This window comes from Planctopirus hydrillae (assembly GCF_001707835.1).
GTDB lineage: Bacteria > Planctomycetota > Planctomycetia > Planctomycetales > Planctomycetaceae > Planctopirus > Planctopirus hydrillae.
Map to the genome: position 1 here is coordinate 24,714 of NZ_LYDR01000150.1, position 25,893 is coordinate 50,606.

Annotated in this window: 22 protein-coding genes; 11 read left to right on the forward strand and 11 right to left on the reverse strand. The window is 54.0% G+C overall.

Annotation, left to right across the window (positions count from 1 at the left end; all coding sequences use genetic code 11):
• Nucleotides 1-32: 32 nt before the first annotated feature.
• Nucleotides 33-1,505 carry a carbohydrate porin gene (locus tag A6X21_RS17875; protein WP_240490310.1) on the reverse strand — a complete coding sequence of 491 codons (1,473 nt, stop codon included), beginning with the start codon at nucleotides 1,503-1,505 and terminating at the stop codon, nucleotides 33-35.
• A 445-nt stretch (nucleotides 1,506-1,950) separates the two neighbouring features.
• Here A6X21_RS17875 and A6X21_RS17880 point away from each other — a divergent pair, with 445 nt between their 5' ends.
• Complete coding sequence (locus A6X21_RS17880; RefSeq protein ID WP_068850607.1) at nucleotides 1,951-2,616, forward strand: sigma-70 family RNA polymerase sigma factor; 666 nt, start codon at nucleotides 1,951-1,953, stop codon at nucleotides 2,614-2,616.
• A gap of 31 nt (nucleotides 2,617-2,647) precedes the next feature.
• Here A6X21_RS17880 and A6X21_RS17885 read toward each other — a convergent pair whose 3' ends face one another.
• Both A6X21_RS17885 and A6X21_RS17890 read right to left on the reverse strand, forming a co-directional pair.
• Complete coding sequence (locus A6X21_RS17885) at nucleotides 2,648-3,979, reverse strand: FAD-binding oxidoreductase (RefSeq protein WP_165603848.1); 1,332 nt, start codon at nucleotides 3,977-3,979, stop codon at nucleotides 2,648-2,650.
• Nucleotides 3,980-4,069: 90 nt separating this feature from the next.
• Nucleotides 4,070-5,812: a thioredoxin-like domain-containing protein gene (locus tag A6X21_RS17890; RefSeq protein ID WP_240490312.1), complete on the reverse strand. Its 1,743-nt coding sequence runs from the start codon at nucleotides 5,810-5,812 to the stop codon at nucleotides 4,070-4,072.
• A gap of 369 nt (nucleotides 5,813-6,181) precedes the next feature.
• On the opposite strand from A6X21_RS17890, the gene A6X21_RS17895 reads away from it, so the two are divergent.
• On the forward strand, nucleotides 6,182-7,480 hold the full coding sequence (locus A6X21_RS17895) for an O-acetylhomoserine aminocarboxypropyltransferase/cysteine synthase family protein (RefSeq protein WP_068850611.1): 1,299 nt from the start codon (nucleotides 6,182-6,184) through the stop codon (nucleotides 7,478-7,480).
• Between the two features lie 125 nt (nucleotides 7,481-7,605).
• On the opposite strand, the gene A6X21_RS17900 is transcribed toward A6X21_RS17895, so the two are convergent.
• The 6 genes from A6X21_RS17900 to A6X21_RS17925 form a co-directional block, all read right to left on the reverse strand.
• Nucleotides 7,606-8,118 carry a hypothetical protein gene (locus A6X21_RS17900; RefSeq protein WP_068850613.1) on the reverse strand — a complete coding sequence of 171 codons (513 nt, stop codon included), beginning with the start codon at nucleotides 8,116-8,118 and terminating at the stop codon, nucleotides 7,606-7,608.
• A gap of 129 nt (nucleotides 8,119-8,247) precedes the next feature.
• A complete protein-coding gene (locus A6X21_RS17905; protein ID WP_068850615.1) occupies nucleotides 8,248-9,546 on the reverse strand; it encodes a DUF1501 domain-containing protein in 1,299 nt (432 codons plus the stop codon).
• Nucleotides 9,547-9,651: 105 nt separating this feature from the next.
• The gene (locus A6X21_RS17910; RefSeq protein WP_068850913.1) at nucleotides 9,652-12,648 is read right to left on the reverse strand and encodes a DUF1549 domain-containing protein; all 2,997 of its coding nucleotides are present in this window, start codon (nucleotides 12,646-12,648) and stop codon (nucleotides 9,652-9,654) included.
• 65 nt (nucleotides 12,649-12,713) lie between these two features.
• Entirely contained in the window at nucleotides 12,714-13,532 is an 819-nt protein-coding gene (locus A6X21_RS17915; protein ID WP_131818418.1) for a coiled-coil domain-containing protein, read from the reverse strand.
• A gap of 153 nt (nucleotides 13,533-13,685) precedes the next feature.
• Complete coding sequence (locus A6X21_RS17920) at nucleotides 13,686-14,378, reverse strand: hypothetical protein (protein WP_131818419.1); 693 nt, start codon at nucleotides 14,376-14,378, stop codon at nucleotides 13,686-13,688.
• Nucleotides 14,379-14,468: 90 nt separating this feature from the next.
• The gene (locus A6X21_RS17925) at nucleotides 14,469-15,086 is read right to left on the reverse strand and encodes an RNA polymerase sigma factor (RefSeq protein ID WP_068850621.1); all 618 of its coding nucleotides are present in this window, start codon (nucleotides 15,084-15,086) and stop codon (nucleotides 14,469-14,471) included.
• A gap of 383 nt (nucleotides 15,087-15,469) precedes the next feature.
• Between A6X21_RS17925 and nrdR the strand changes: the two genes are divergently transcribed.
• Nucleotides 15,470-15,934 carry a transcriptional regulator NrdR gene (nrdR, locus tag A6X21_RS17930; RefSeq protein ID WP_068850623.1) on the forward strand — a complete coding sequence of 155 codons (465 nt, stop codon included), beginning with the start codon at nucleotides 15,470-15,472 and terminating at the stop codon, nucleotides 15,932-15,934.
• An 87-nt stretch (nucleotides 15,935-16,021) separates the two neighbouring features.
• On the opposite strand, the gene wrbA is transcribed toward nrdR, so the two are convergent.
• Nucleotides 16,022-16,621 carry an NAD(P)H:quinone oxidoreductase gene (gene wrbA, locus A6X21_RS17935; protein ID WP_068850917.1) on the reverse strand — a complete coding sequence of 200 codons (600 nt, stop codon included), beginning with the start codon at nucleotides 16,619-16,621 and terminating at the stop codon, nucleotides 16,022-16,024.
• A gap of 388 nt (nucleotides 16,622-17,009) precedes the next feature.
• Between wrbA and A6X21_RS17940 the strand changes: the two genes are divergently transcribed.
• The 4 genes from A6X21_RS17940 to A6X21_RS24815 all read left to right on the forward strand — a co-directional run bounded on the left by A6X21_RS17940 (nucleotide 17,010) and on the right by A6X21_RS24815 (nucleotide 20,558).
• A complete protein-coding gene (locus A6X21_RS17940) occupies nucleotides 17,010-17,744 on the forward strand; it encodes a class I SAM-dependent methyltransferase (RefSeq protein ID WP_068850626.1) in 735 nt (244 codons plus the stop codon).
• A 286-nt stretch (nucleotides 17,745-18,030) separates the two neighbouring features.
• On the forward strand, nucleotides 18,031-19,392 hold the full coding sequence (locus tag A6X21_RS17945; protein ID WP_068850628.1) for a hemolysin family protein: 1,362 nt from the start codon (nucleotides 18,031-18,033) through the stop codon (nucleotides 19,390-19,392).
• A 367-nt stretch (nucleotides 19,393-19,759) separates the two neighbouring features.
• Nucleotides 19,760-20,017, forward strand: a complete 258-nt coding sequence (locus A6X21_RS24810) for a hypothetical protein (protein WP_165603849.1) — start codon at nucleotides 19,760-19,762, stop codon at nucleotides 20,015-20,017.
• A 397-nt stretch (nucleotides 20,018-20,414) separates the two neighbouring features.
• Entirely contained in the window at nucleotides 20,415-20,558 is a 144-nt protein-coding gene (locus tag A6X21_RS24815) for a hypothetical protein (protein WP_165603850.1), read from the forward strand.
• Between the two features lie 141 nt (nucleotides 20,559-20,699).
• Here A6X21_RS24815 and A6X21_RS17955 read toward each other — a convergent pair whose 3' ends face one another.
• Entirely contained in the window at nucleotides 20,700-20,924 is a 225-nt protein-coding gene (locus tag A6X21_RS17955; protein ID WP_068850632.1) for a hypothetical protein, read from the reverse strand.
• A 53-nt stretch (nucleotides 20,925-20,977) separates the two neighbouring features.
• Here A6X21_RS17955 and A6X21_RS17960 point away from each other — a divergent pair, with 53 nt between their 5' ends.
• The 4 genes from A6X21_RS17960 to A6X21_RS17975 all read left to right on the forward strand — a co-directional run bounded on the left by A6X21_RS17960 (nucleotide 20,978) and on the right by A6X21_RS17975 (nucleotide 25,815).
• Nucleotides 20,978-21,778: a DUF4198 domain-containing protein gene (locus tag A6X21_RS17960; protein ID WP_240490313.1), complete on the forward strand. Its 801-nt coding sequence runs from the start codon at nucleotides 20,978-20,980 to the stop codon at nucleotides 21,776-21,778.
• A 197-nt stretch (nucleotides 21,779-21,975) separates the two neighbouring features.
• Nucleotides 21,976-23,007: a DUF1559 domain-containing protein gene (locus A6X21_RS17965; protein ID WP_068850635.1), complete on the forward strand. Its 1,032-nt coding sequence runs from the start codon at nucleotides 21,976-21,978 to the stop codon at nucleotides 23,005-23,007.
• Between the two features lie 38 nt (nucleotides 23,008-23,045).
• The gene (locus A6X21_RS17970) at nucleotides 23,046-24,149 is read left to right on the forward strand and encodes a DUF1559 domain-containing protein (protein ID WP_068850638.1); all 1,104 of its coding nucleotides are present in this window, start codon (nucleotides 23,046-23,048) and stop codon (nucleotides 24,147-24,149) included.
• 196 nt (nucleotides 24,150-24,345) lie between these two features.
• A complete protein-coding gene (locus A6X21_RS17975; RefSeq protein ID WP_068850641.1) occupies nucleotides 24,346-25,815 on the forward strand; it encodes a PepSY-associated TM helix domain-containing protein in 1,470 nt (489 codons plus the stop codon).
• The last annotated feature ends 78 nt before the right edge of the window (nucleotides 25,816-25,893 follow it).

The following is a 25,893-nucleotide window of genomic DNA, read 5'->3' on the forward strand; positions in this document are numbered from 1 at the left end:
CTCAACTCTTCGAATCGGGTGGCGCCGTTCGATCAAAAGATCAGATTCGCCCGCAAGGCGACGTTCACCGAGGTGTCGAACGTCGAAATTCCGGGCGTAATGATCTGCAGATCTGGCGTGAGCTGGAATGTCGGTGTGACCTGATAGTTGTAGAAGAGTTCAACACCGTGCTCATCGCGGAGTGGTGTGCGAATGGGTCCAATCTGCCTCAGTTCACTGCTCACACCCAGGTAGTAGTATCCCACGCCAAACTTGTCATTCGGGCGTGAAACGAGAGGGCTGGAGCCACCAATCCCGATATCCGATCCCCAGCGGATCGGATTCGGATTGCCGTCGGCAATCCCCAGGCTGCCAAACAGGCCCCAGCTTCGCTTCGAGTCTGTGGCATCTACCCATAAGGCCTGGCTGAAAGAATACTCAAACGCCCACGAACCCGTTTCCTGTGGTGCAGGGACATTCAGCCCGCGAATTCTTTCGATGATATAGTTGAGCCCGGGGTCTGTGGCCCGATAAGTTCCACTGCTGTAAGCCCCCGAGAGTGAGTGCAGCCCTTCCATACCAAAAAAGCTGGTCGGGATACGACCCTCGATATACAGCGATGCGCCATTATTGAAGAACTCATCAAACCCGCTGGTGGTGGGAGTGCTGTTGGTATCAAAGACGTTGATCGACAGGATCGGCTGCATTTCCCTCAAAAAGATCACCCCGCCACCATAAGTGGAGTAAGGAATCACCCGTCCCATCACTGTGGGAAAGAGAAATGCGCCGTTCATGAAGCCATCAATCCCGTGCGAATTCCCACGGTAGGGCCGGATGAAGCTGTCGAGTGTGTTGATCTTTCCCAGGTAGACCAGCATCGATTCCGAAAGAAACTGCGTCACACTCACGTTCGAAAGTGCGACCGAGGGAGCATCGCCCGTAGGAAAGACCTGCGGGAAACTGATCGGCAGGAGTGCTCCGGTCGAGCGATTGACCGAATCACCGTAGTTCATTTCTCCGTGGAGCGTAATCAGCAAGCCTTCCTGCAGACCCGCTTTCCCGCCATCGACTTTCAGAAAGAGATCGCCACGTCCACCGAAGGCAAATTCATTGTTAATGCCGCCTGAAGCGACACCTTGATAGATGTTCGTCGAAGATGCTTCGATCGTCACGCCACTTTCGGCCAGTGCATCGCGATAGCCTCCCCAGTTGCCAGTCAACTGGGTGCGATCACGCCATGAGTCCGCACTGAGTGCTGCCGAGACGGGATCGATCGAGAAGCTGTCTGCACTCGAAAAAGAAGCCAGGCGATAGTCATCAGTTTCGATAACCGATGGAGAGAACGATTCACCACTGAGAGGTGAATCGACGTCGACAGAGCGCGATGTTGAAGTCCCGCGCAGAAACCAACTGTCAGAAAACAGTGATTCTTCCGCCAGACCCTCGACGGCCATGGAAGAAGCGAGGAGCACAGACCCCAGACGCCAGCCCGCATGAGCCCAACTTCGCCACGACTTCGTCGCCATTCCCAGGCCTCCCTGCCCATGACACCACTGAAAGCACTTCCATGCAGCCACCACGACCAACCGGGCTCGATCGATAAGAGCCCACCGGTCAGCATGGCCTGGCAGTCATGCACCCTCCGTTTCACGCTCCACTTGGGGCACAAAGAAACATCGGCCGCGCATTTGACTGCTCGTCTTCTATCGATCTGTGGGAAAATTGAACCCTGCCAAACTCGACTTCATGACATGCCCGTAAGGCAAATGCCTGCTCCTTGCCAGCAAACTCGTTTCAAACGGCAAAGCAACTCTTTCAGCGTGAGCTCACTGGAAGCACACGAATTCACAGACGATCGGATGAGCGGCAATTTCTGCCACCGACTTGTTCATCCATTTTTCACTGGCATATGTTCATTAAGGCGCTCATTATCAGCAGTGCTACATGAGATCCCATGTTATCTGGCAGCTTATGGACGAATTGACACGACTACTGGCCGCGATTGATACCGGCCAGGAACATGCCACTGATGATCTGCTCCCACTGGTCTATGCGGAGCTTCGCAAGCTCGCAGCAGCACGCCTGGCGCTCGAGCCCGCAGGGCAGACACTTCAGCCCACAGCTCTGGTGCATGAAGCCTATCTGCGATTGATGCATGGCCATTCAACAGACGAGCAATCCAGCACCAGCGATTCTTCCACGATCAATGACAGCGAAGATCGAGTCGATGACGATCGATACGGGAATCCTCAGCGTGGGCCACAGTGGAAGAGCCGGGCACAGTTCTTTGCTGCAGCCGCGATAACCATTCGCCGCATTCTCATCGATCATGCCCGCCGCAAAAAGAGTCTCAAGCACGGTGGCGAATTTGTCCGGCATCACATCGACGACTTCCCTCCCTGTTTTGTCAAGCCACAGGAAGATCTACTGGCCCTTGATGAAGCCCTAAACAAACTCGCTGAGACGAAACCTCAAGGAGCTGAACTCGTTCAGCTTCTGTACTTTGGGGGATTAACTCTCGCAGAAGCCGCCGAGACGATAGGCATTTCTGTCCGCACAGCCAGCCGCTTATGGGCTTACTCGCGTGCCTGGCTGCGCAGAGAGCTCGCCGACAACACGACTTCAGTGACAGAATAGTCACAGCAATCATGCGGGATAATCACAGGGCTCATTCGGGCCAGGGTCTGCCACATCGCAGATCGAGCACCGAAGGATTCAACAATCCCAAAGGATCGAGTTGCTGCTTGAGTGCCCAACTCCAGCGTGATGAAGAGGCCTCAGGAGGACGGTTGGCAGGTGGCGGAATCGAATCGTCCGGCCAGCGTGTCCATTCCCAGATCGCTTCCTGCGGATGACCAGCCAGTGATGCCGAGTCGATCAGACTTGCCAGCCCAGCGGCCAGCTCGTGGTGCGCCGGCGGTTCATTCCATGAAAGTACCAGCGTTCCATCCAATCCCCGGCCCATGATGCGGGTGGTCTCCGGGAATTGTCTGGCGAGTGCGACCAGTTTTGAACTCGGCAATGAAACCATCAGTTCGTAAGGCCGCTGCTGCTGACTGCTCAAAAGGCATGTCATCAGACGATCAGCAGGGGCTGTCTGCCGATCCTCTGAGATCACCAGCAGTTCTGTTGGCCCGAGGTTCGATAATTCTTTACGAATGGTCTGCACTTCCCAGTCGAGTGAAACCTGAGACCCTTCCAGCAGAATGGCCAGAGTCAGGTCATTCCCGACGGGTGGCAATCCGGCTCGCTGCAGCACATCCACAGCCACTGGTCGGGTCTCTGAGAGCAGCAATCGTTCGAGCGCCGGTTCGAGATCTTCCCAGGTCTCCCACGTCGTGAGCACCCACGACCACTGCGCGGGTTGTGGCTTTAACTTGAATGTGCATTGCGTGAGCAGGGCGAGAGTTCCTCGCGAACCACACATGAGCTTCGCCAGATCGTAGCCAGCCACATTTTTGACGACTCGCCCACCAGCCTGAAACAACAGCCCATCTGCCGTCAGTCCACTGAACCCCAAAAGATAATCACGGATGGTCCCATAACCATATTGTCTGGGGCCATAGAAGCCAGAAGCGACCAGGCCGCCGATCGTCGCTTCGCCTTCGAGAACATCGAGTGGTAACTGCTGACCTTCCACATCAAGAAGAGCACACAATTCCCGCCAGGTCATACCCGCTTCAACAGTAATGGTCATATCGCGGGCAGGATAATCAATCAGTCGATTCCACCCCGTCGTGTCGAATGTCACTAGGGCTTGTGGGGATCGATACAAACTCTGGCTCGAAAGTCTGGCTCCACTTGGCACGATTGTGGCCTGTGCCTCTCGAAAATTAGCTTCGAGCCACAGCCGCCCTTCGTCAATGCTTTCGGGCCGCACCGTATGTTTTTTCGCCGTGTGACTTTTCACTGTCTCATCTTTCAGTGTCTCATCTTTCACTGTCCGATCTTTGGCTGTGCCAACTTCCCCCGCAGAAAACGCTCCAGAAGTACGAGACATCGCACGAGCATCAGACATCTTGACGTTCGATCTGCCGGGGAACTTGGAAGAACAGCCGGACACGTTGAACCATGAAAACGATTCCTGAAATCAAGGTTTTGGTGCTGCCAGACCTTCGATCTTGAACTCGGTGGCCCTTTTCGTCTTCAAATCGACTTTCAGGACGCGATGGTTATTCGTGTCGGCAATGAACAGAACTCCGCCATAAGTTGCCAACCCCGCAGGTTCCGAAAGCTGGACTGGATCAAGGACAGCCCCCGGCTTTCCATTCCCGAGCCAGCTCTCGCAAGTTCTTTTGATCGGATCAATCACTTTAACTTTATGGTTGTAACTGTCGGCGACATACAGCTTCCCCTCGTGAAAGACAATCCCCAGCGGATGCTGCAGACGAACTGCTGATCCCTTGCCATCAATATCGCCAAACTCAAACAGGCTCGCACCTCGTGGCAGATCCGAAGCTCCCACCACTGTGGTGACTTTGCCTTCCGGGTCTTCCAGTTTGTCTGCTTCGCTGGTGGTGATTTTGCGAATGGATGAACCTTCGCTATCGACGACATACAGCGACTCGCCATCACTGGTGATTCCCGAAGGTTGCGCCAGAGCCGATTGAGCCAGGCTTCCATTGGTAATATCTTCCCGTCCAGAACCCGCATAGTTCTGAATCGTCTTGCTTCCCAGTGCGTGCGACCAGAGTTGATGGGGCCCCGCCATCGCCACATAGAGCACACCTTGATGAATGTAAAGATCCCACGGGCTGTTCAGCGCCGTGGTTCGTAACTCCCCGCCACGATCGCGGCCGCGGGCCTGTTCGCCAGTCCCCGCCAATGTCGAAACCTCCCACGTGGTCAGGTTCACCGTCCGCAGCAGATGATTTTCCGTATCGGCGACATAGAGCGTATTCCCCTCCAGTGCCATTCCTTGCGGATGATCAAACTGTGCCGATTCGGCTGGGCCATCTTTGGCACCAATCTTTCCATTGCCAATCACCTGAATGAGTTGACCTGAGAGTGATGCCACCACAATGCGATTGTGATTGCTGTCTGAAATAAAGACTCTCTCGCGGGTCGGGTCAACGAGCAGCTTGCCAGGGAATCGCAGTGGAGTGGCTGCTTCTTTGCCGCTTTCGAGATCGAAAGCCATCGGCTTTTCGTTGAGCGTCCCTTTTGCCCGATGATAATCGATGACTTTGGCAATCACTTGATCCAGCAGTTCGCGATTGCCCTCGCCGGAAGCCACACCACAAAACTGACCCTCAGGATCAATCAACACCAGAGAAGGCCACGACCGGATGCTGAACTTGCGCCAGATCGTCATTTCCGCATCATTGACGACGGGATGCTCAATCTCGTAACGCAAGATGGCTTTGCGAATGTTCCCCGTCTCTTTCTCGTTGTCAAACTTGGCGGAGTGAACACCGATGACCACGAGCTCTTTGCCATACTTTTTTTCGAGATATTTCAGATCCGGCAGCACGTGAATGCAGTTGATGCAGCAGTACGTCCAGAAGTCGAGCACGACAACTTTCCCGCGCAGATCCTTCAGCGACAGCGGCTGGCTGGTATTAAGCCATTCGATTCCCCCATCAAGCGATGGGGCAGGAATTCGATTCGGAAACGGATTCTCAGGCTTACCAGCTTCCGGCTCCGCCTTGGGAGTACTTGCTGCCGGTGTTTGCCCGCCAGACGTTTCCTGAGCAACTGCGGGTACGAAAGACAGACACAGCAGAATCGCAGACAGACACTTCAATAAAGCCATCCGATTTCGGCGGCAGACTCTGCCTCGCTGCGGCAAATACTCAAAATCTCGAAACCAGGCTCGGTCAGCAGAAGTCATCATTCGAGAACCTGCCTTTCGGAAGCGGCTCATCAGGGAGATCACAAACTCTTGGAGATTCGATCATCATTCACAGGTGACAAAGTTCAAGCACACTTTTACTCGATCACCTGCTGAACACTCTCCTATGGTAAAGCTTTTATACGATAGAACGTAGCCTCAAAGCCTTCCCTATCGACAATCAAGTCCTAATCAGTGATGTGCACTGCCCATTCTACGGGTGCAGTTTCGAGCATCCTTCGACAACTCCTGGCCAACAGAATTCTTCTCCAGCCATTTGCGAGTCATACAGCAATCGGCTAACTTTAAACTCCGACCAGTTTGGTGATCTTTGTCATTTCACTCTCGTCTCATCATGGAATTCGCCACATGACTCACGCCTATCGCCCAGAGACACTTTGCCTGCATGCCGGTCAGTCCGTCGATCCGACGACAGGTTCCCGCGCGGTCCCTCTCTATCAGACCACGTCTTATGTCTTTAACAGTACCGATCATGCCGCCCGCCTCTTCGCGCTGCAGGAATTCGGCAACATCTACACCCGGTTGATGAACCCCACCACCGATGTTCTCGAAAAACGTCTGGCAGCGCTCGAAGGGGGTAGTGGTGCCCTGTGCGTCGCCTCCGGTCAGGCGGCCGAATCGATTGCTCTTCTGAACCTGTGCGAAGCGGGCGACAACTTTGTTTCGGGCACCAGCCTTTATGGTGGTACCTATAACCTGTTCCATTACACCTTCCCCAAAATGGGCATTCACGGGAAGTTCGTCGATCAGAGCAAACCCGAAAACTTCGCCCGCGCGATTGATGACAAGACAAAGGCCATCTACCTCGAAACGATTGGCAATCCTCGCGTCGATGTCCCCGATTTTGAAGCCATTGCGGATATCGCTCACAAAGCCGGTGTGCCTCTGATTGTCGACAACACGCTGGCCTCACCCGTGCTGTGTCGACCATTCGATTTTGGTGCCGATATTCTCGTCGAATCGTGTACCAAGTTTATTGGCGGCCACGGAACATCGATTGGCGGGGTGATCATCGAGAAGGGGGGCTTCCCGTGGAATAATGGCCGGTTCCCCTCATTCACAGAGCCCGACCCCAGCTATCATGGCATGAAGATTTTCGACACCTTCGGCCCCATGAACCTGGCGTATATCATCAAGTGCCGCGTTCAAGGCCTGCGCGATCTCGGCCCCGCCATGAGCCCGTTCAATGCCTTCATGTTCCTACAGGGGCTGGAAACACTGCATCTGCGTATGGAACGCCACAGCTCGAATGCACTGGCAGTGGCTAAATTCCTCGAAGCTCATCCCAAGGTCAGTTGGGTGAACTACACCGGCCTGGAATCGCATCCTTCTTACCAACTGGGCAAGAAGTACCTTGCCAAAGGTTGCGGCGCCATCATGGGCTTTGGCATCAAGGGAGCCACTCCGAAGCAGCAGCAGGAGAATGGCATCAAGCTCATCAACAATGTGAAGCTCTTCTCGCACCTGGCGAATGTGGGCGATTCCAAGTCGCTGATCATTCACCCATCGAGCACAACTCACCAGCAACTCACTCCCGAGGAGCAAGTCTCCACCGGTGTGACACCTGACTTCATCCGTCTTTCGATTGGTACCGAAGCGATTGAAGATATCATTGCCGATCTTTCACAGGCACTCGATGCCGTGTAATGATCGCCCTTGTGTTGAATGACGTCACCAAATAGCCAACAGCCCGGCTCTCGAAATTCGAGGCCGGGCTGTTGCTTTTGGCAATTGTCGAGATTCCACGTCTCTTTCCGAGACTTGACCACGAACTACTTGGCTTTGGCTTTCTTCTTGCCTGGCGTAGGCAGGTTGGCCTTCTGCTCATCAGTCAGCATGGCGACAACCTGTTCGCGAGTCGCCTTCTGCAGGTCAGTCAGCTCCTTTTCGGCTTTAGCCATCGATTCCTTCTGCTCGTCGGAAAGCTTGAGAGCTTCCGTGACGGCATCCTTCAGTTCCTTCCCTTTTTTGCCGGCGGCTTTAGCTGTGTCCGAAGCTGTTTTGCGAGCTTTCTTCTGATCCTTTGTCAGCACGTCTTCGACTTTTTTGACAGCGGCTTCGAGCTTGGGAGTCGCTTCTTTCTTGAGCTCTTCCAGCTTCTTGGTCTGTTCGTCGGTCAGCTTGATGCTGTCTGGCAGATTGAATGGCTGTGCCACACCTTGGGCTGGTTTCTTCGCAGGTTTAGCATCTTCCTGTGCACCGACTGGCAGAGAGACAATCACTCCACAGACAATCGCCACCACTAACGACAATCGGCAAGTCGTCATAATCATTGATTTGAGCATCGATTCACGTCCCTCAAAGTGAAGTCATTTGTGATTTAACGCCAACATCGACGTAAACCCATTCCATCAAACACAGGTCGCAGGTCACCCAGGTATTTCAGGGTCCATAAATCTCGGGCCAAATTATTTTCAGGAAAACAGCGCCGGAATGATGTTGCCGTCACGCACAATCATCAGTGGCCGACCGGTGTTAGTCTGGTACTCTTTCTTGGGATCAATCCCGAGATTGTGATAGAACGAAGCGGCCACATCATCTGGCGTAATGGCCTGACTCGCTGGTGCCATAGCTTTGTCATCGCTGGCACCAATCACCTGGCCAGCACGCACGCCACCACCGGCCATAATCATGAACATGTTGCGGGCAAAGTGATCCCGGCCAGCGCGGGCATTGATCTTGGGTGTCCGACCAAACTCACCTGTCACAAAGACAGCGGTCGAATCGAGCAAGCCCTTCTGAGCCAGACCTGCCAGCAAGGCCGCCAGACCTTCATCAAACGGAGGCAACTGCTTTTCTTTCAGCCGCGTCCAGTTGTCATCATGAGTATCCCAGCCACCATAGGAAATCGTGACAAACCTCACTCCCGATTCGATCAGCCTCGTTGCCAGCAGGCAGCTGGTTCCAAAGGGTGTCTCACCGAATGGCTCGGCAAACTTGGGAGATTCCTGGCTGATATCAAACGCTTTGCGGGCGGCTGGTGAAGTGATCATCGAGTAGGCCTGCTCGGCAAACTGATCCATCCCTTCCAGCAACTGGTTCTGCTTCTCGTAACCCGCAAACGTCCGATCAAGATCGTTGAGCAGATTCTTGCGACGATCCACTTCCTGCACTGTCAATCCATTCTGCAGTGAAACCCCACGCACTGAATAAGGCATACCGGCCTTGGGTGTGTTCCCCGTGGCCAGTGGTGCGTACTTCACTCCCAGATAACCCGACTTTGAACTCGTTCGTGGAATGGCGACATAGGCGGGAAGGTTATCCGGGCCACCCAACTCCTTGGCAACCACCGAGCCATATCCCGGGAATTCCAGCGAAGGGATAGGCCGGTTGCCGCAGTTGACATATTGCGTGCCCAGCTCATGAGCCGCCAGAGTGTGCGAGACACCACGAATGAGGGCGAACTTGTCGGCCTGTTTCGCCAGATGAGGCAGATGCTCGCAGATCTCGATCCCGGAGACATTCGTCTTAATGGGATTGAATTCCCCGCGATATTCAGCCGGTGCATTGGGCTTCATATCGAAGGTGTCCATGTGGCTGGGGCCACCACCGAGATTGATATAGATTGCGGCTTTGGCTTTCGCTTTCGACGAAACCTCTCCCGCATGGCTCAGTTTGAGAAAGTTGGAAAGCGACAAGCCCCCCACTCCCAGCAGCCCGGCTTTCAGTGCATCGCGTCGTTGAATGCCATCACATGTATAACTGGTCGCCATGGTATTACCTTGATTCCAATGTTCTGATCGAGAAAGTGTATTGAATTCCGATGGTGATCACGTCGTCATGGGTTTGACGAACACGATCAAGAAGCGTTTTCCGAGTTAATGATTGACCATGAATTCCTTGGTATTCAGCAGGGCCCACAAGAGATCTCTGCTGCCCACTCGCACATCCTTGGCTTCATGGAAGTAAGCCACTGACCGGCGTGTTTCTTCGTTCGATGGATATCGCGATAACGTTCGCAGATAAGCCGTTTTGACAATCTCCTGCAGAATCCGATCACTGGGCAGAATCCCCGCCTTATAGCCCTGATTGACAGGTTTGTCGGTTGTCTTGGCCTGGGCCTGGATTTTCTCCAGAAGTTTCTGCCGTGTTTGCTGCAGTTCAGCGAGTTGCTGCTTGTCCTTTTGTTGCCGGGCCTTTTCGATACGCTTATCGACGCGGGCCAGAACTTCTTTCAAATCCCGATCGTTCGATGAATCTTCAGTTGCCGACTCAAGTTTCTTTTTGCCTTTGCCCTTTTCGTCGGCGAGATCAGGCACGACGGCAGCGCTCGGAGTGATGGCATTCCTGTCACTCACCACAGGATGAGGGCCCACCTTGACAATCTGATCGACCCAGCCACCCTTGCGCTCAATGGCAGCCAGCAATTCCTGATCGTTCTGCAGGTAAACGGTCTGCAGCAGGCTCGGCTCCATCGAACGATCGCAATCGCAGTTACTCTCGCGGATGGATCGGCCGAAGATATTCAATGCATACACCTGAGCCCGGCCATTCTTCGCACCAGCTCCCACATCTTCAATCGCCCGGGAATTGAGTTGTTCATTCCACTTTGCCATTTCAAAATCACTGGCCGTGGCCTGACGGATAATGTCATACGCCACTTCCGCAGGCAGGCGACGGGGCACAGCGCGGGCAAAGTTCCGCTCGTCGAGCTTGTTGGTTTCATTGGGCTGCCAGCTCAACTGATAAGTGCGGCTGTTGGCAATCGTCCGGTGCAGCCACTTCATATCGTAGCCGTGAGCCACAAACTCCCGTGTCAGTTCATCCAGCAGCGCTTCATTCGAAGGAGGATTTGCCAGACTCAGATCATCGGGTGGTTCAACAATTCCTACGTGGAAGTAACCCGCCCAGACACGATTCACAAAGGCTCTCGCGAAGTAAGGGTTCTCTTCTGAACGCAACCAATCCATGAGTGCTGTTCGCGGATCATCCAGTTCTTCAATGACAATCTCATCGCCACCCAGCACCTTGGCTGTTCGGCCAGCCACAACCTGTGGTCGTTTGGCATTGGGCTTGGCCTTGGGGTTCACAGGTTTTGGTTTCACGGGAGGAGTCACAAAGACTTCCTGAACCGGCACCACCTTGCCAGATGCCAGATAGTCCTTCAGAGCTCGATCCAGCATGTTCCCCTTGAGATCCTTGTCCACACCCAGTTTGGCGAGCATGGCCGCTTTTTCGTCTTTGTTGCCTGGGGTATCGCCATAGCGAATGCGGGCAAAGAAGTTCTTGAAGCGATCGAAATCGTCCTTCGTCCATTGGTCAAACGGATGCTTATGACACTGGGCACATTGCACTCGAATGCCCAGGAACGTATAGGCAAATCCGAGAGCCCGCTCTTCGACAGTGCGGAAGTTTCTCCTCGCCCAGTAATGCGTCATCGCAGGCTGTTCGGCAAAACTTCCCTTGCTGTTTTTCGCATAGTAGCCACTCACACGTTCGCAATACTGCTCATAGCTTTCCCCTTCCTGACGACTGGTCGCCAGAATGATATTCTCGGCCAGTTCATCATAAGGGACATTTCTTTGAACTCGGTCATGAATCCACTCATACCAGTCGCGAGCCGCCTGAGCAGAATTGTTCCCCACCACTGCGTTCTGCAAATATTCGGGATTGTTCCCGGTGTAGTCGCAGATCTTGGTCGCCTGCCAGGCGGCATAAGCGGGTCGTTCCAGCAATTCATCAATCTTTTTCGAACGCTTGGCCACATCCTTCGAACGTACAAACGCTTCCACTTCCTCTGGCGTCGGCAATGTTCCCGTGATATCCAGCGAAACCCGGCGGAGGAACTCTTCATCTCCACACAGATCTGACTGCACGACGCCCACTTTCTTGAGCTTCTGCACAACCAGTTCATCAATACGGGTTGGTGTGGGAGTCGAAGGATATTGATCCCCTGTGAAGTTCGACACAGGCAGAATCACAGGGACAGGGACCACGCCATTGTCATAGAACGCGACGACGTGTGAATCTCCAGGGCCGGTGATCGTCACCACACCTTCCTGAGTCACTTTGGCAATCTGATCGTTATTCGACTGGAAGCGCGACAATGGTGTCACGTCTTCGCGAGTTCCGTCCGACCAGACCGCAATGCACTTGAGCTTCCACGACTGGCCTACCTTCGAGCCCACCATCTCAGGACGTTCGCCTGCTGCCGGGTCTTTCCCATCCGGCAACACATCGAGCCTCACAAATTCCGGTGTCTTATCGGTGACAGGTTTTGCTCCTTGAGAAATCCATTTATCGAGAACGCGATATTCCCATGTCCCCTGCTTGAGAGCCTCGCCTCCTTCATGAGGAACCTGCTCAGTGGGCTTCATGAGGATCAGGCTCTTCGAGCGATCCATCAGGTTGACACGCGGCTTATCACCCAGCACGAGGTTCTCATGGTCGGCCTTGAAGTCGTAACCAAACAGAGACAGCCGGAAGCCACCCTGACCCTGGAACGATCCATGGCAGGCACGTCCGTTACAGCCGAGTTTGCCGAGCAGCGGCACCACATGCTTACGGAAATCGGGCCCATCCACATTCTTGACCTTCAGGTCATATCGCTCATTGATGCCAGGGATCACAGCCGATTCGACAACGGCCGATGACTTCAGTTCCTCAGCAGGTAGAGTCTGTGCAGCAGACTTGCTGTTGTCTGCGGGCTTTGCCTCAGCCGCCCAGACCTGGGGAAGCGGGGATATGCCTGGTTGACACAGTCCCAGCCAACTGGCAATCGCCAGGCAGAACCATTGCCAGCGGCGATGTTCTAAGGCAGGCCAGCGGCGATGCGCCAGAACAGCTGGATCATGATGATGAGCAAACTCTTGCATGGTGATTCGATCCTTACAGCACTTGATGGCAAACAGTGCAAATGACAGCCATTCAGAGCTGGTCGTCATGGTTTCTGATTGTTCTTCGCCGGCTTTTCAGCAGCTTTGTTGGTGGAATCGGACGGAGGAGCATTCGATGGAGAACGCGGCCTGGTATTCTGTGTGGACTTCTCTTTTTGAGCAGCCTTTTGGCGTGTCTTCGCCTGGGAAGCATTGGCTTCGAGTCGATCGAGTTCGCGTTCGATGTTCTGCCGCTCGCGCTCGGAAAGTTCGCTTAATTGTCGATTCACCTTTTCGAGGCGATCCTGCAATCGTTGGCGTTCTGCGGTGAGCGACGACTTCCGAAGCTCGGCCCGTTCGATCAGCAGTTCACGAATTTCCTGTTTGATCGTCCTGGACGACGCTTCCGGGTTCTCGACAGGAAGTGCATCAGCCATGGCCAGTCGAGCCGCCAGCAGCCGGATTCGTGATGTCAGCTTCCAGTCTTCTAACTCGACTCGACCACGCTCGGTGTTTTTTTCACTCAGCTTTTCCAGACGATCCATCGTTCGCAGCAATTCCTGAATGGCCTCGACAAACGAAGGCTCGTCATAGCTTTCCAGTCGGCCCAGCAGTTCACCCAGTTCTGGATGATGAGTGGCTGCAAACTCTTTGGCTCGCTCAATCTGTACAGGTGTCAGACTTTGCGCCCTTGACGAAACGGCGCGAGTGCCGTTTGCCTGGGTTTTATCGCTCGTTTTCGCATTGGATTGATCACTAGCACGAGATTGATCACTGAGCTTTGTGCTGTCGGTATTTGTCTCAGCTTTTGAAACCGGACTTTCCTGAGCCCGAATCATCCCGGCTGCGAGCGGCCAACACAGGAGAGTCCACAACAGCAGCATCGATCGCACACGAACCGGAGTGCTCGGTCGAGAATGCTCGTGTGCAAGCGGCGACTGCATTATCTGACCTGTCGTTCCCATCATCCCCAACTTTCAGGATCCTCAGCCTTCAACCATCCTTGAACAGCACCAACTTGTAGAAGTTCCGCGAAATCATTGAATGATCTGACCAGGAGCAGGAGCGACGTTATGAGGTGTATTCGCTGGCCCCGCGTTGGTTTCGCCCTCCGCTGGATCAGCCAGAAGTGCGGCGATCATCCAGTCGGGAATCGAATTTTCGTCAATGTTTTCAGCAGCTTCTTCGTGATCGCGGTTCGCCTCGCGGTCATTCCCCATTTCACGATGAGTCATCGTCAACCCGGTCTCGGTCATGTCGACATCGATTGTTCGCCAGCCTCCCAAGAGGTTCGCAGCCAGACGGGCTTCTTCGCCACGTAAACTCCCGGACTCATGGGTTCCCGATGAATTCTCCAGGGCCACACGCTGGTCACCCCAGGGGTTCCATTCAAACGGCAGTCCCACTGCCAAAAGCACAAGAGCCGCCGTGATCAGACCGATCACCCACCAGCCTCGGCGTTGTTCTGAACGACTGACAGGTATGGATCGCACTGTTTTCGTACTGGCTGCAACCTTGGCTGTGACCGCAACTGGAGCGGCCATCACCTGCTCACGCATATCGGCAGGCTCAGGCAGGCTGACAGCGACATCTGTGAGAAGACGAGTCGCTTGCACGACCGCCTCGCAAGCCAACAGATCGACCTGCAGTCTCTCTTCAAAGGCGAACACCTCGTCGGCCGACAATTCACCCAGCACGTAGCGGGTGGCCAGCCAATCGAGATCAGTCATGGCATTTCCTGTCATGGATTGATGTTCGTGTTCAAAAGTCATGATGAATCGCATCTCAGATCGTCAGAAAACTGCAGCCCGCAGTGTTTGTTATTTTTCCTTGCCTGAATTTGAACTGACGAGTGCTTTTTTGAGCCTCTCCAATGCCAGCCGCATGCGGGTCAAGACCGTTCCCAGAGGGACTTCCAACTCGTCGGCAATCTGCTGGAACGTCTGTTCGCCTTCCAATCGTTTCTGAAGCACGAATTTCTGTTCGAGAGAAAGACCATCAATTGCTTTTCGCAAAGCCTCGTATTCTTCGCCTCGAACCAACGACTCTTCCGCAGCAGGCAGATCCACAAATTCGACATGGGAAGATGTTTGTTTCGGTCGTCTTTCCGAAGCCCCCTCGCTGGTGAAAACACCCTGAGTCTTCTTCCAGGAAAACCACTCCGAGAGCTTTCGAGTCTGCAATTGCTGAGACCGACGCAATTGAAGAGCTTCCCGAAAGCCCACTTGAAACAGCCAACTGCGAATCTTTTCAGGTTCGACAGCAGCACCACTCTCCCACAACTTCACCCAAGTTCTCTGAAGTGCCTCTTCAGCAGCTTCGGGATCCTTGAGTACCCCGCATAGAAACACTCTCAGATCACTCCCAAACTGGCGGTGCCAGCTTGCGAACTGCTCTTCGTTGAGTTTCGGAACTTGACGGCGGGTTGCATCACTCACGGATCACGGAGCCTGTTGAACGCACACTCCTCACAAGGAGATGCGCCAGTGTTGACAGTTATTTTCAGTCGTTTCCATTAGGAATGATTTTTCTGTGGAATTTCTTTCCCCCGGGTTTTCTATGAATGGCGTCATTCGACTTAAACCCTTGACCGGAAAGCTACTGGAATACAGCCAGACGAGACGTTACCCTCACTGATCAGGGAAAAGAGGTACGGTTGTAGACCCATCAAACAACGTGGCTGAAGGAGTTTAACCTCAAGTTTTTACAGTCTCTCGGACTGGCAAGAATTTCCGGCATGAGCTCCTGAAAGAAATTTCGAACATTTCGCGATTGCAGTCACCAGGCTGTCCGCGATCTTCAGGGATGCAAACCACTTATCATGATGTGTCCATACTGCCGCCACGGCGAAACCAAGGTCATCGATTCGCGGACAAGTCAGGATTTCGTGATTCGCCGTCGGCGGGAATGTCTGGCGTGTGCCCGCCGCTTTACCACCTATGAGAAGATCGAGGAATCCCCCATTCGCGTCATCAAGAAAGATGGCAGCCGGGTCCCCTTTGATCGAGATAAAATCGCACAAGGCCTCGAAAAAGCCTGCTACAAACGACCGATCTCCCCGGAGCGCATTGAGGAGATAATCTCGGTCATCGAGCGAGAACTTTACGAGAACTTTGATCGGGAAGTTCCTTCCCGGGAGATCGGCGAGCGAGTCATGGAGCAATTGCGAACTCTCGATCATGTCGCCTTCGTCCGCTTTGCCTCCGTCTATCGGGAATTCAAAGACGTCAACGACTTCGTCGAAGAGTTGCAGCCGATACTTCGTGGCGAAAATCGGCGCACTTGAATCCTCGCTGGAAAAGTTTCTTCCTCCAGCGGTGTGAGTTCCGTTCGATCATACTCACACCCGCAGGCAGGAAGTCTCAATTGGAAATTAGCCAAACAGTTTGGCAGTGATTCTGGCGACATGCTCGCCTTGAAATCGGGCCATGGCCAGTTCACGAGCCGAAGGCTGGCGCGAGCCATCCGCACCCGCAATTGTCGCTGCACCATAAGGCGAGCCACCCTTCAATTCCGAGATATCCGCCAGATCCGGGCAGGAATACGGCAACCCCACATAAACCATTCCATGGTGCAGCAGCGTCGGGATGAATGTCAGAATCGTCGATTCATTTCCGCCACCAGTCCCTGTACTCGCAAAGACACTGGCGACCTTGCCCACGAGGGCTCCTTTCACCCACAGCCCACCCGTCTGATCGAGAAAGTTCCGCATTTGCGAAGCCATGTTCCCGAATCGGGTGGGGGTTCCAAAAATGATGCCGTCGTAGTTGCCTAATTCCTTGGGATCAGCCAGAGGAGCCGCCTGATCGAGTTTGGCACCTGCTCTGGCAGCAGCTTCGGGTGGCATGAGTTCCGGCACTCGCTTGATGGTGACTTCGACTCCCGGAACTTTCCCTGCCCCTTCGGCAATAGCCCCCGCCATCGATTCCACATGTCCGTAAGTCGAGTAATACAGAACCAGAAGTTTCGCCATCTGTTTCCCTTTGGCTTTCATTTCCCTGGAGGCCCGATGCACGCTGCACAAGGCTCAACATCTTTCCAACTTTTTGCTGCTCAAATTCCTACAGCCGCTACAACCTGCCAAACCTGACCACCCACAAGCAACCCATCGCGCAAAATCGCACCTGGGATCGACCTCGTTTTATCTTCTCACGTGAGATGCAAGGCCCTATCCAAAACTGAACCGAACGAACAACCCTGCCTGCACCTGCAGAGAATTCCCTCTGAATTCTCCCGCCGTCCTCCCGAGCTCAATTCATGTGCCATAATACTTTTACATTTCCGCATATTGGAAACATTGAATAAACACCAGCTCTCCATCTCGTGAACATCTGTCTGAACGAGCTCCTGTTGGGTCATCCATGAGCATTCTTGAACCTTATCATCTGCATGAATTCAGTCATTTTGAGTTTCCACCGGCCAGCCGGGTTCTCGATGTGGGTTGCGGGCCGGGAGAACAGATGCTCGAACTGCTGAGAAGAGGTCACGAGCCAGTCGGCATCGATCCCGATCCTGCCTGTGTCGAAACAGTCCGCTCGTATGAACTTGAAGCCGTCCAGGGGTTTGCCGAACATCTCCCTTTTCCCGACAGCAGCTTTGACGGCGTGATTTCGAAAGTCGTTTTGCCCTACACGCGTTCTGCCATCGCCATGCAGGAGATGGCTCGTGTTCTCAAACCTGGTGGCATGGCTCGCTTTTCCTTTCATGGGGCGGGCTACTTTTTGCTCTATGCCGCCAAACACCCCAACTGGAAAACCCGCATCTACGGCTTGAGATCGTTAGTCAATGGCTGGAGCTACGCAGCGACCGGCAAACGCCTGCCTGGTTTTCTCGGTGACACGATCTATCAATCACGGACACGCCTGAACCGATATTACCGCCGACTCGGCCTCGAATTGCTCGAAGATCCACAGGCACCAACCTTCATGGGTTTCCCCGTATTCATTTATCAGGCAGTTCGTAAACGACCGCTGGCTCGACTCTCAATCTACAGGCCACAAGTGGGCTCCTCACAAGGCCAGAAACTCACCAGCGAACGTCAAATATCTGACAAATTACATGAATTAACAGCAAAAGATGAATTCGCCATGAAGTAAGTGGCGGGTACATCGTCCATCAAGACTGATCCGGTGCGAGGTGACACTCTGCCTGAATTGGTTTTCACCCGCCCGTCGCATCTCTTTGGACGAAAACAGATCCATACACCTCGATTGATTGATGGCAGTTAAATTCCGGGAGTCTTCTGACTTCTGGGAATCACCCATTGCATTTTCCTACTCCTTAGAAGACGCTTGGCAGGCATGAAACTGCCGATGGTCCAAGGGATGGAAGAGAACTCTCAGTGCGGGTATGGCAGACCGGCCTGAATAGGGAGCGAACAGGGTGGAATGGGGACTTTTCGGCGAGCTGGCTTTGATCCTCTTGCTGATTCTGTTCAACGGATTCTTCGCCGGTGCGGAGATCGCGATTCTGACTGCCAAACGCGGGCGGCTGGAGCAGCTTTCACAGGAAGGCGATCGTGGTGCCAAAGCCGCACTTAAACTCTCCAGCGATGCCGATCGGTTTTTACCCACTGTTCAAGTCGGGATCACACTCGTGGGTACGTTTGCCGCTGCCTTTGGTGGTGCCAGCTTTATCAGCGAAGTCTCACATCTCATTGGACAAATCCCTGTTTCGTGGATTCAGCAGCGCAGTGACACGATTTCTTTAGGTGTCATTTCGGTCGGGATTGCCTTTTTCTCGCTGATTCTGGGCGAACTCGTCCCCAAACGAGTCGCTTTGCAGAATGCTGAGTTCATGGCCCGCTGGGTGGCTTTGCCCATGGTGCTGCTCCAGACCATCGCCCAGCCATTTGTCTGGTTCCTCCGCGTCTGTACCAAATCCGTCCTGTTGATCCTGGGTCAGAAAACTGAGATTCGCGAGTCCGTCTCGGTCGAAGACATTCAGCACCTGATTGATGCAGGTCACGAAGCGGGGATTCTGCACGAGGCCGAACAGCAGATGGCCCAGCAGGCTTTGAAAATGCGCGAACGGACAGCCGCAGAGATTCTCAGGCCACGGATCGATATTGATGCTATCGATGTTGATACGCCGCCCGAAGAAGTCCTGGGAGCCATGGCCATGTCGGGCTTTTCCCGAGTCCCTGTCTGCGAAGGGAGCATCGATCGGATCGTCGGTTTCATCTATATCAAAGACGTTTTTCTCGAAAACTATCTGGGCAGGTCTCTCGATATCCGCCGTGTCATGCGAGCCCCGCTCTTTATTCCCAAAACACTCACCATCTCGAAGCTGCTTGAACTCTTTCAGAAAGAGCGGACTCAACTCGCGATTGTGCTCGACGAGTATGGCGGCACCGAAGGGATGGTCACCCTCGAAGACGTGATGGAGATTCTCGTCGGCTCGATTCATGACGAGCACCGCCGCGATGAAGAGCAACTGGTCGTCCAACGAGCCGATGGCAGTCTGCTGGCAGATGCTGCTCTCAACCTGCATGAACTGCAGGAAGCATTGGAATTCAGCAAATGGCCCGAACCTCCTCCTCGGGGCATTGCCACGATCTCGGGACTTGTTGTCGCCCTGCTCAAACGACCTCCTAAAATTGGAGATGTCATCCAGTGGAGCCAACTCCGGGTCGAAGTGGTCGATATGGATGGCCCGCGGATCGACCGGCTTCTCGTAAGTCGCATCGTTCCTGAATCCTCGAACGACGCCGAGATCAAACCACAGGAAGAAACGCAAAGCTAGTCTCAGTCGAGTGTTGCGGTGATTTCGATACCCTCGCCTGAGACTTCTCGATGATGTCTCATCCATGGGAATTCGCTGATTCGTCGCTGGTGGAAGATTCCAATCCCCTTGAATGCAGCTAGACTGTTGGGCCGCAGCCGAGTGAGAATCATGCGATGACTCAACCTTGAGGCGATCTACGCAGACGGTTTATGTCCTACCCGTTGGTTTCAACCCACCATCGATGCCAGATTGCGAGTGAACGTTTCGTTTCATTCTGTCTAGTCGTGTGGGGTGCCGGTCAAAAAATGATCCGGGAGCTGGCCACTGGGGACTGGCGAAGAAAATTCACTGGCGTCTTGCTCATTGTCTCTTACTGCGTTGGGGCGTGGGGATTCTCGACCAACTCACTGAGCCTCATGTCTGGCGGCGCCTTCCCTTGCGCTGGTCACAGATGTGGTTGTGCTTCGGCGACGCAATGCTGGAAAAACTGCTGTTGTTACACACCGGTAGAACGACAACTCTGGGCGAAGCTCAATGGTATGCACCTCCCGGAAGGGTTCGTAGAGAAGCCAACTTCACCAGTTCCATCCCAGGCTTCCTCATGCTGTTCTATGGGAAAAGCCAGATCGTCTCCAACGCGTAGCCAGGTCGTTCCAGAGCCTGCCTGCGGATCACAAATTTCAACTTCATTACGCGAACTCCGCATGCAGGCGGCTCGCGGTGACGATAGCAGCCTCTGCTCACGCAGGTCGTCCATCGAAGTGACTCCCCCGAAGACTGCGAAAACAATTCTTGTAGAAACCAAGAGTACATCCTCTTCAAGCTGTTGCTCGGTCAATCAGAAAGCTATCAAAACAGAGCCCGTTCCTGTTGCCAGCAAGCCGGCCTGCTGTGCTCCCTCCTCACCCGCAAATCCATCAGCAAGTCAATTGCAGGCCCAGAAGTCGTCGCTGTCCGAGCCAGAATCGGCACTAACTTCATCAATACCAGCTTCATCGGTACCTTGGCTAGATACTCTCAAGTGTCAAGGTGCCGGCTCCATGTGGACCATGCTCACAGAGCCCCTGACCACGCCACCGATCGCCATGTCGTGGCAACCGTGGTCGCCACAACGGTCAACCTTCTCTCCTTCGCAGGGAATTCCCTGTGAAGTCTTCTACAACCGGCTCTCTCCTCCCGGTTGAACGCTCTCTCACGATCTCATTCCGTGTGCCTTCCTGCGCCGAAGATCGTCAATCGATTTCGCGTTCCAGCGATCATAAGTGCCATGCTTGCAGCACTGAGCAAGCCTGCCTTATCCGCAATGTAACGCCATCGTTGAATCTCTACCTCGTGCGCAGTTCCGGCTCTCCTAGCACTCGCTGCGCTCTCAATTGAGCTTCACACGAGATGAGATCGTCCATGCGTTGATGGGCAATGAATAGCCCATTAACCGCCCCATTCTGGATGCCCCGGGCAGACGCACTGATGGCTTGAACCGCACTCGCTTTGTGCGTGTTGGTCGTTTTCTGCTCCGAGAGTCTCAGTTCACGAATGGCCTTGCTCTGCATGGCCTGAGAGTTCGTTCAATTTCACTGACATCTCAATACCCGAGGAGGGTTGTATGCTGGCTTCATTAATGATGATCAATCATAAGGCAAGTGCGACTTCGATTCTGGCACATGCCATTCTGGCTTTAAGCGTGGCGGCTATCAGTACCATCGCTAGCGCTCACGATACCTGGGTTCAAACCAATGTCGCCCAGGTTGCTCCGGGCGAAGTGGTTCATATCGATCTCATGCTCGGTAATCACGGCAACGAACATCGCGATTTCAAGCTCGCCAGCAAGATCGGCATTGAAAAGGTCAGCTTTGACCTGATCACGCCCGACGGAAACCAGCAGGATCTCAAGTCGCGCGTAGCCGACATTGGTAATGCCGCAAAAGAAGGCTTCTGGTCAGTGCGGCAGGTCGCGAAACAACCAGGGCTCTATGTCGCTGCTCAGTCTCTCGATACGATCCACGGCACCACGCGCGCTTATCGCAACGCGAAATGCTACTTCCAGGTCGGTGAAAAGGCCGGAGGTGTCGATCCTTTGAAGCCGCTGGGCCAGCCCATCGAATTGGTGCCACAGAGCAATCCAGCCACAGCCAGAGCAGGTGAACCAATCACAGTTCAAGTGCTCCTCAAAGGGAAACCGCTGGCCGATGCGACGATGTCGTTTATCCCCCGCGGTGCAGAACTCGCCGCCGATTTCGATCCGAACTTCGAACGGAAGACGGATGCTTCTGGCAAAGCCACGTTCACACCGGCAGAAGCCAACTACTATCTGGTCGTCGTGCATCACGCCGCTGATGACGAAACCGGCGAGAAGTACGAACGCTCTCACTACGCCGGCACACTCACGCTGAACATCGCCCGCTGATTGGCGAGTTTTGTGCCATGCTTGCAGCTTTGGGCAAGCATGTTTCGCGATGCCCTGCATCCAGGCATACACGACGACGGCTGCCACTAGCACCGCCAATGCTGAATTGAGCATTGGCCGCTGATGACCAGTCAGCTCATGGACTTCTCATAACTATGACCACACACACCCTTTGAAATCCTCCGACAGGACACCATATGCCCATTAAAACTCAACCTCCCCATCGAGGTTTCACACTTATTGAATTGCTGGTGGTGATTGCGATCATCGCCATTCTAATTGCTCTGCTGCTTCCCGCTGTTCAACAGGCTCGGGAAGCAGCCCGGCGAACGCAGTGCCGTAACAATCTCAAGCAGATTGGCCTCGCTCTGCACAACTATGAATCGACGTATGGCCGCTTCCCCTGCGGCTGGAACGGGCATACCAATCCCGCTCAGGCGACGACGATGCGTTGGAGTTTCCTGGCGTATATCCTGCCCTATATCGATCAGGCCAATACACTCAACCAGTTGGATACGAACTACACGCTTTATCCGCCGGGAGGTGGTCAGCCGCCACGTGCCATGCACGTCAATACGATCATGACAAAGATTCCGACCTATCTTTGCCCGAGTGATCGCTCGGACTATGTCTCCAGTCCCACCGGGGTGATTGACTCTGCTCCTTCCAACTATATGGCCTGCATGGGTTCTGGTATCAACAATGTGGCCGATACCAGTGATGATGGCCAAAGCGATGACCGTGCCGATGGTCTCTTCAGTTCGATCTCCTGGCGAAGAATTGCGGATTGTACGGATGGCCTATCGAACACCGTTTTCTGTTCCGAAAGTCTGTTAGGTGTTGGTGGTGCCGACCCCGCTGCTACTGAAAATCCTGATGCACAGACGAATATGGCGTTGGTGAGCCCGGCAACCAGCGTGACCATTGCGAACTGTGATCAGGCAAAGCCTGGGAGTATCGCTCGCTTCGTAGCCAGTCGAAATCGAGTCTGGGCGGGGCAGGCCTTTGAGAACACGGCTTACAACCATTACTTCACACCGAACAGCCGGCGCTACGACTGTTTCTTCTGGGTAGCGCAAGGCTTCAAGGCCGCCCGCAGTCGGCATACAGGCGGTGTCCATACCCTCATGGGTGATGGGGGAGTTCGATTCACCAGTGAAAACATCGACGCCACGATCTGGCGGAACATTGCTACACGTTCCGGTGGTGAAGTCGTCAGCGAATTCTAAGTCAACACTACGATTCAAATCTTTACGGGATAAATGTCATGTCAATACGACCCATGCAAATTCGAAAAGCTTTTACACTCATTGAACTCCTGGTGGTGATCGCGATCATCGCCATCCTGATTGCCTTGCTGCTACCAGCCGTGCAGCAGGCGCGAGAAGCGGCGCGACGAACGCAGTGTCGCAATAACCTCAAGCAGTTCGGGCTCGCAATGCATAATTATGAGAGCACCTTTACAATGCTCCCCATGGTGAATGCCCAGAATTACCTGCCGAATACTCAGGGGTTTTCTCCACAAGCCCGTTTGCTACCTTACTTTGACCAGGCTGTCCTCCAGAATACCCTGGACTTCACTCAACCGGCATTTACCGGGCCATTTAATAACCTGGTGCCCAACCCCAGCTTTGCTGCCGCATTTGCAACGCCTCTCGCGATGCTGCTTTGTCCCAGCGATCCGGCGCCAACCCAGAATACCGGTGCCGGTGGTGCGATCTATGCCGGTACGAACTATTTCGTCAGTTATGGTAGCGGCACAGGCACTAACTATGACCTTCGCTGGAAGACAGACGGCATCGTCTATGAGAACAGCAATGTCCGCATGCGCGATGTCACTGATGGTACGTCGAACACCGTCTTTATGAGTGAATCGGTTCGTAGTACCGGAAGTGATGTCACCTTTCCGGCGGGGACTCTTCCCCCCTTTCCTTATCAGCTCACGATGAATGGTTCAACGGGTGTCGGCACAACACTCGGGACGTCTCAAGGGATGCCTCCTACGGGTGGGGCCTGGTCATCGTTTGCCAATGCCCAGGGTTTTATCGCAAACCCGGATCTGAATGCGGTATGGCCGACCATGACAAACTGGCGGGGAGCCGCCAGTCTGGCTCTGCGAGGCCGTGGGACCTCCTGGGCACATTCAGGAGCGATCAGTACGCTCACGAATGGCTATAGCACCCCCAACAGCCGTATTCCTGATGTGGTCACTCACTTTACCGGCTATTTTGGGCCGCGCAGCTACCACGTGGGTGGGGCGCATGCACTCATGGGCGATGGTACAGTACGTTTCCTGGGTGACAACATTGACACCCGAATTCATCGTGGACTTCACAGTACCAACGGTGGTGAGGTTCTGGGTGAATTCTAGTCACTGAAATGGGCTTGCTGATGGTGCAGTTCTCGGCACAACCAAATGTCGAGAACTGCACCATTGCTCCTATGCGTACGTTAAGTACATGAGCAAAGTCTCTATTTCATTCTGGTGCGCTCCGTTGTCCACCAGGGTTAACTGCGTAGGAAGGCCTGCTAGAGAGCTGCTTTCCGAAGAGAGGTCGATTGAGAAGATGTCTACCAGCGAGTTCTTCAGATATGCTTTGCCTGCTTATCGCACTGTCTGGCGATGGCACTTCTATGCAGGACTGTTCACGATCCCGTTCGTCATCATTCTGTCACTTTCGGGAATCGTCTATCTCTTCAAAGCCGAGATCGAAGACTGGCTGGATCAGCCTTACAATCATCTGGTGATGACTGGTCAGCCAGCAAGTCTGCCAGAGCAGGTGAATGCGGCTCTTGCGTCAAAGCCAGAGAGTCGTTTTGTTTCTTATGAGCTTCCGGTTTCTCCCCATCATGCCAGTCGAATTGTCGTCAGCGAAGCCGGCAAGAACTGGCGGATCTATGTACATCCACAGACGCTGGCGATCCTGCATGCAGTTCCCGAACAGGATCGACTGATGCGCCAGATCTTCAGGCTGCATGGTGAACTGATGCTTGGAGAGGACGGTTCTCATCTGGTTGAGCTGGCCGCATCGTGGACGATCATCATGATTCTTACGGGGCTCTATCTCTGGTGGCCCCGTCATCTGCGTGGGTTTGGTGGAATTCTCTACCCTCGCTTCACAAGTGGAAGGCAGCGTTTTCTCCGCGATCTGCATGGTGTGACCGGGTTCTGGATCTCAGCCTTTGCACTCCTTCTGCTGGTTTCCGGTTTGCCGTGGTCTCACTTCTGGGGTGATTATTTCCGTGAGATTCGCAAACTCACTGGCACGTCAGTCGCACAGCAGGATTGGTCGAATCGGTCGGAAAACCCTCAGGAACGAGCCGCTAATTCCGAGGCCAAGCTGGCATCAGCAATCGTTCCCACAACTGCTGATGGCGAACATGCAGGGCATGCCTCACGAGAATCCAGCTCGAACGCCGGAGAATCTCCCACAAAGTCGGGGCGCTCGAACAGAAGACGAAATGCTGCCCCGGTCTCGCCCGAAACGTTGGCGCAGTTGCCACTTGTCGTACAAGTCGTGGAGCCGCTCCAGTTGCCACATCCCGTGATCTTGACTCCACCAGCTTCCGAGCGACAGCCCTGGACCGTGAAATCGATGACTGCGAATCGTCCCTGGCGGGAGACGCTGAAAATTGACGCCATACAAGGTTCGATTCTCTCTCGCGAAACCTTCTCTGATCGTCACTGGATTGATCGCGTTGTCAGTATTGGAATTGCCCTCCACGAAGGACGACTGTTTGGTTGGCCCAATCAGCTTCTCGGTTTACTGACAGCCCTTGGGCTGATTCTGTTGCCCTGTACGGGGCCACTGATGTGGTGGCGACGACGAGCGCCTGGCACGTTAGGTGCCCCGGCCGAGTCAAAGATCGCGATGCGTCATGAAGTCCTGTTTGCTGTCCCCTTCATGCTATTCGTGATCCTTCTGGGCATTCTGCTCCCCATGTTCGGTGTCTCGCTACTGGCTGTCCTGCTGATTGAACGAGTCGTTCTGAGAAGAATTCTGCCACTTCGAAACTGGCTGGGGCTGGCTTCTTAGTTCATCTAATCCGTACACGCTGAAAACGAAACCCGCAAACCGCCAGCCCTCTTTGAGAATGGCCGCATAATGCAAGGC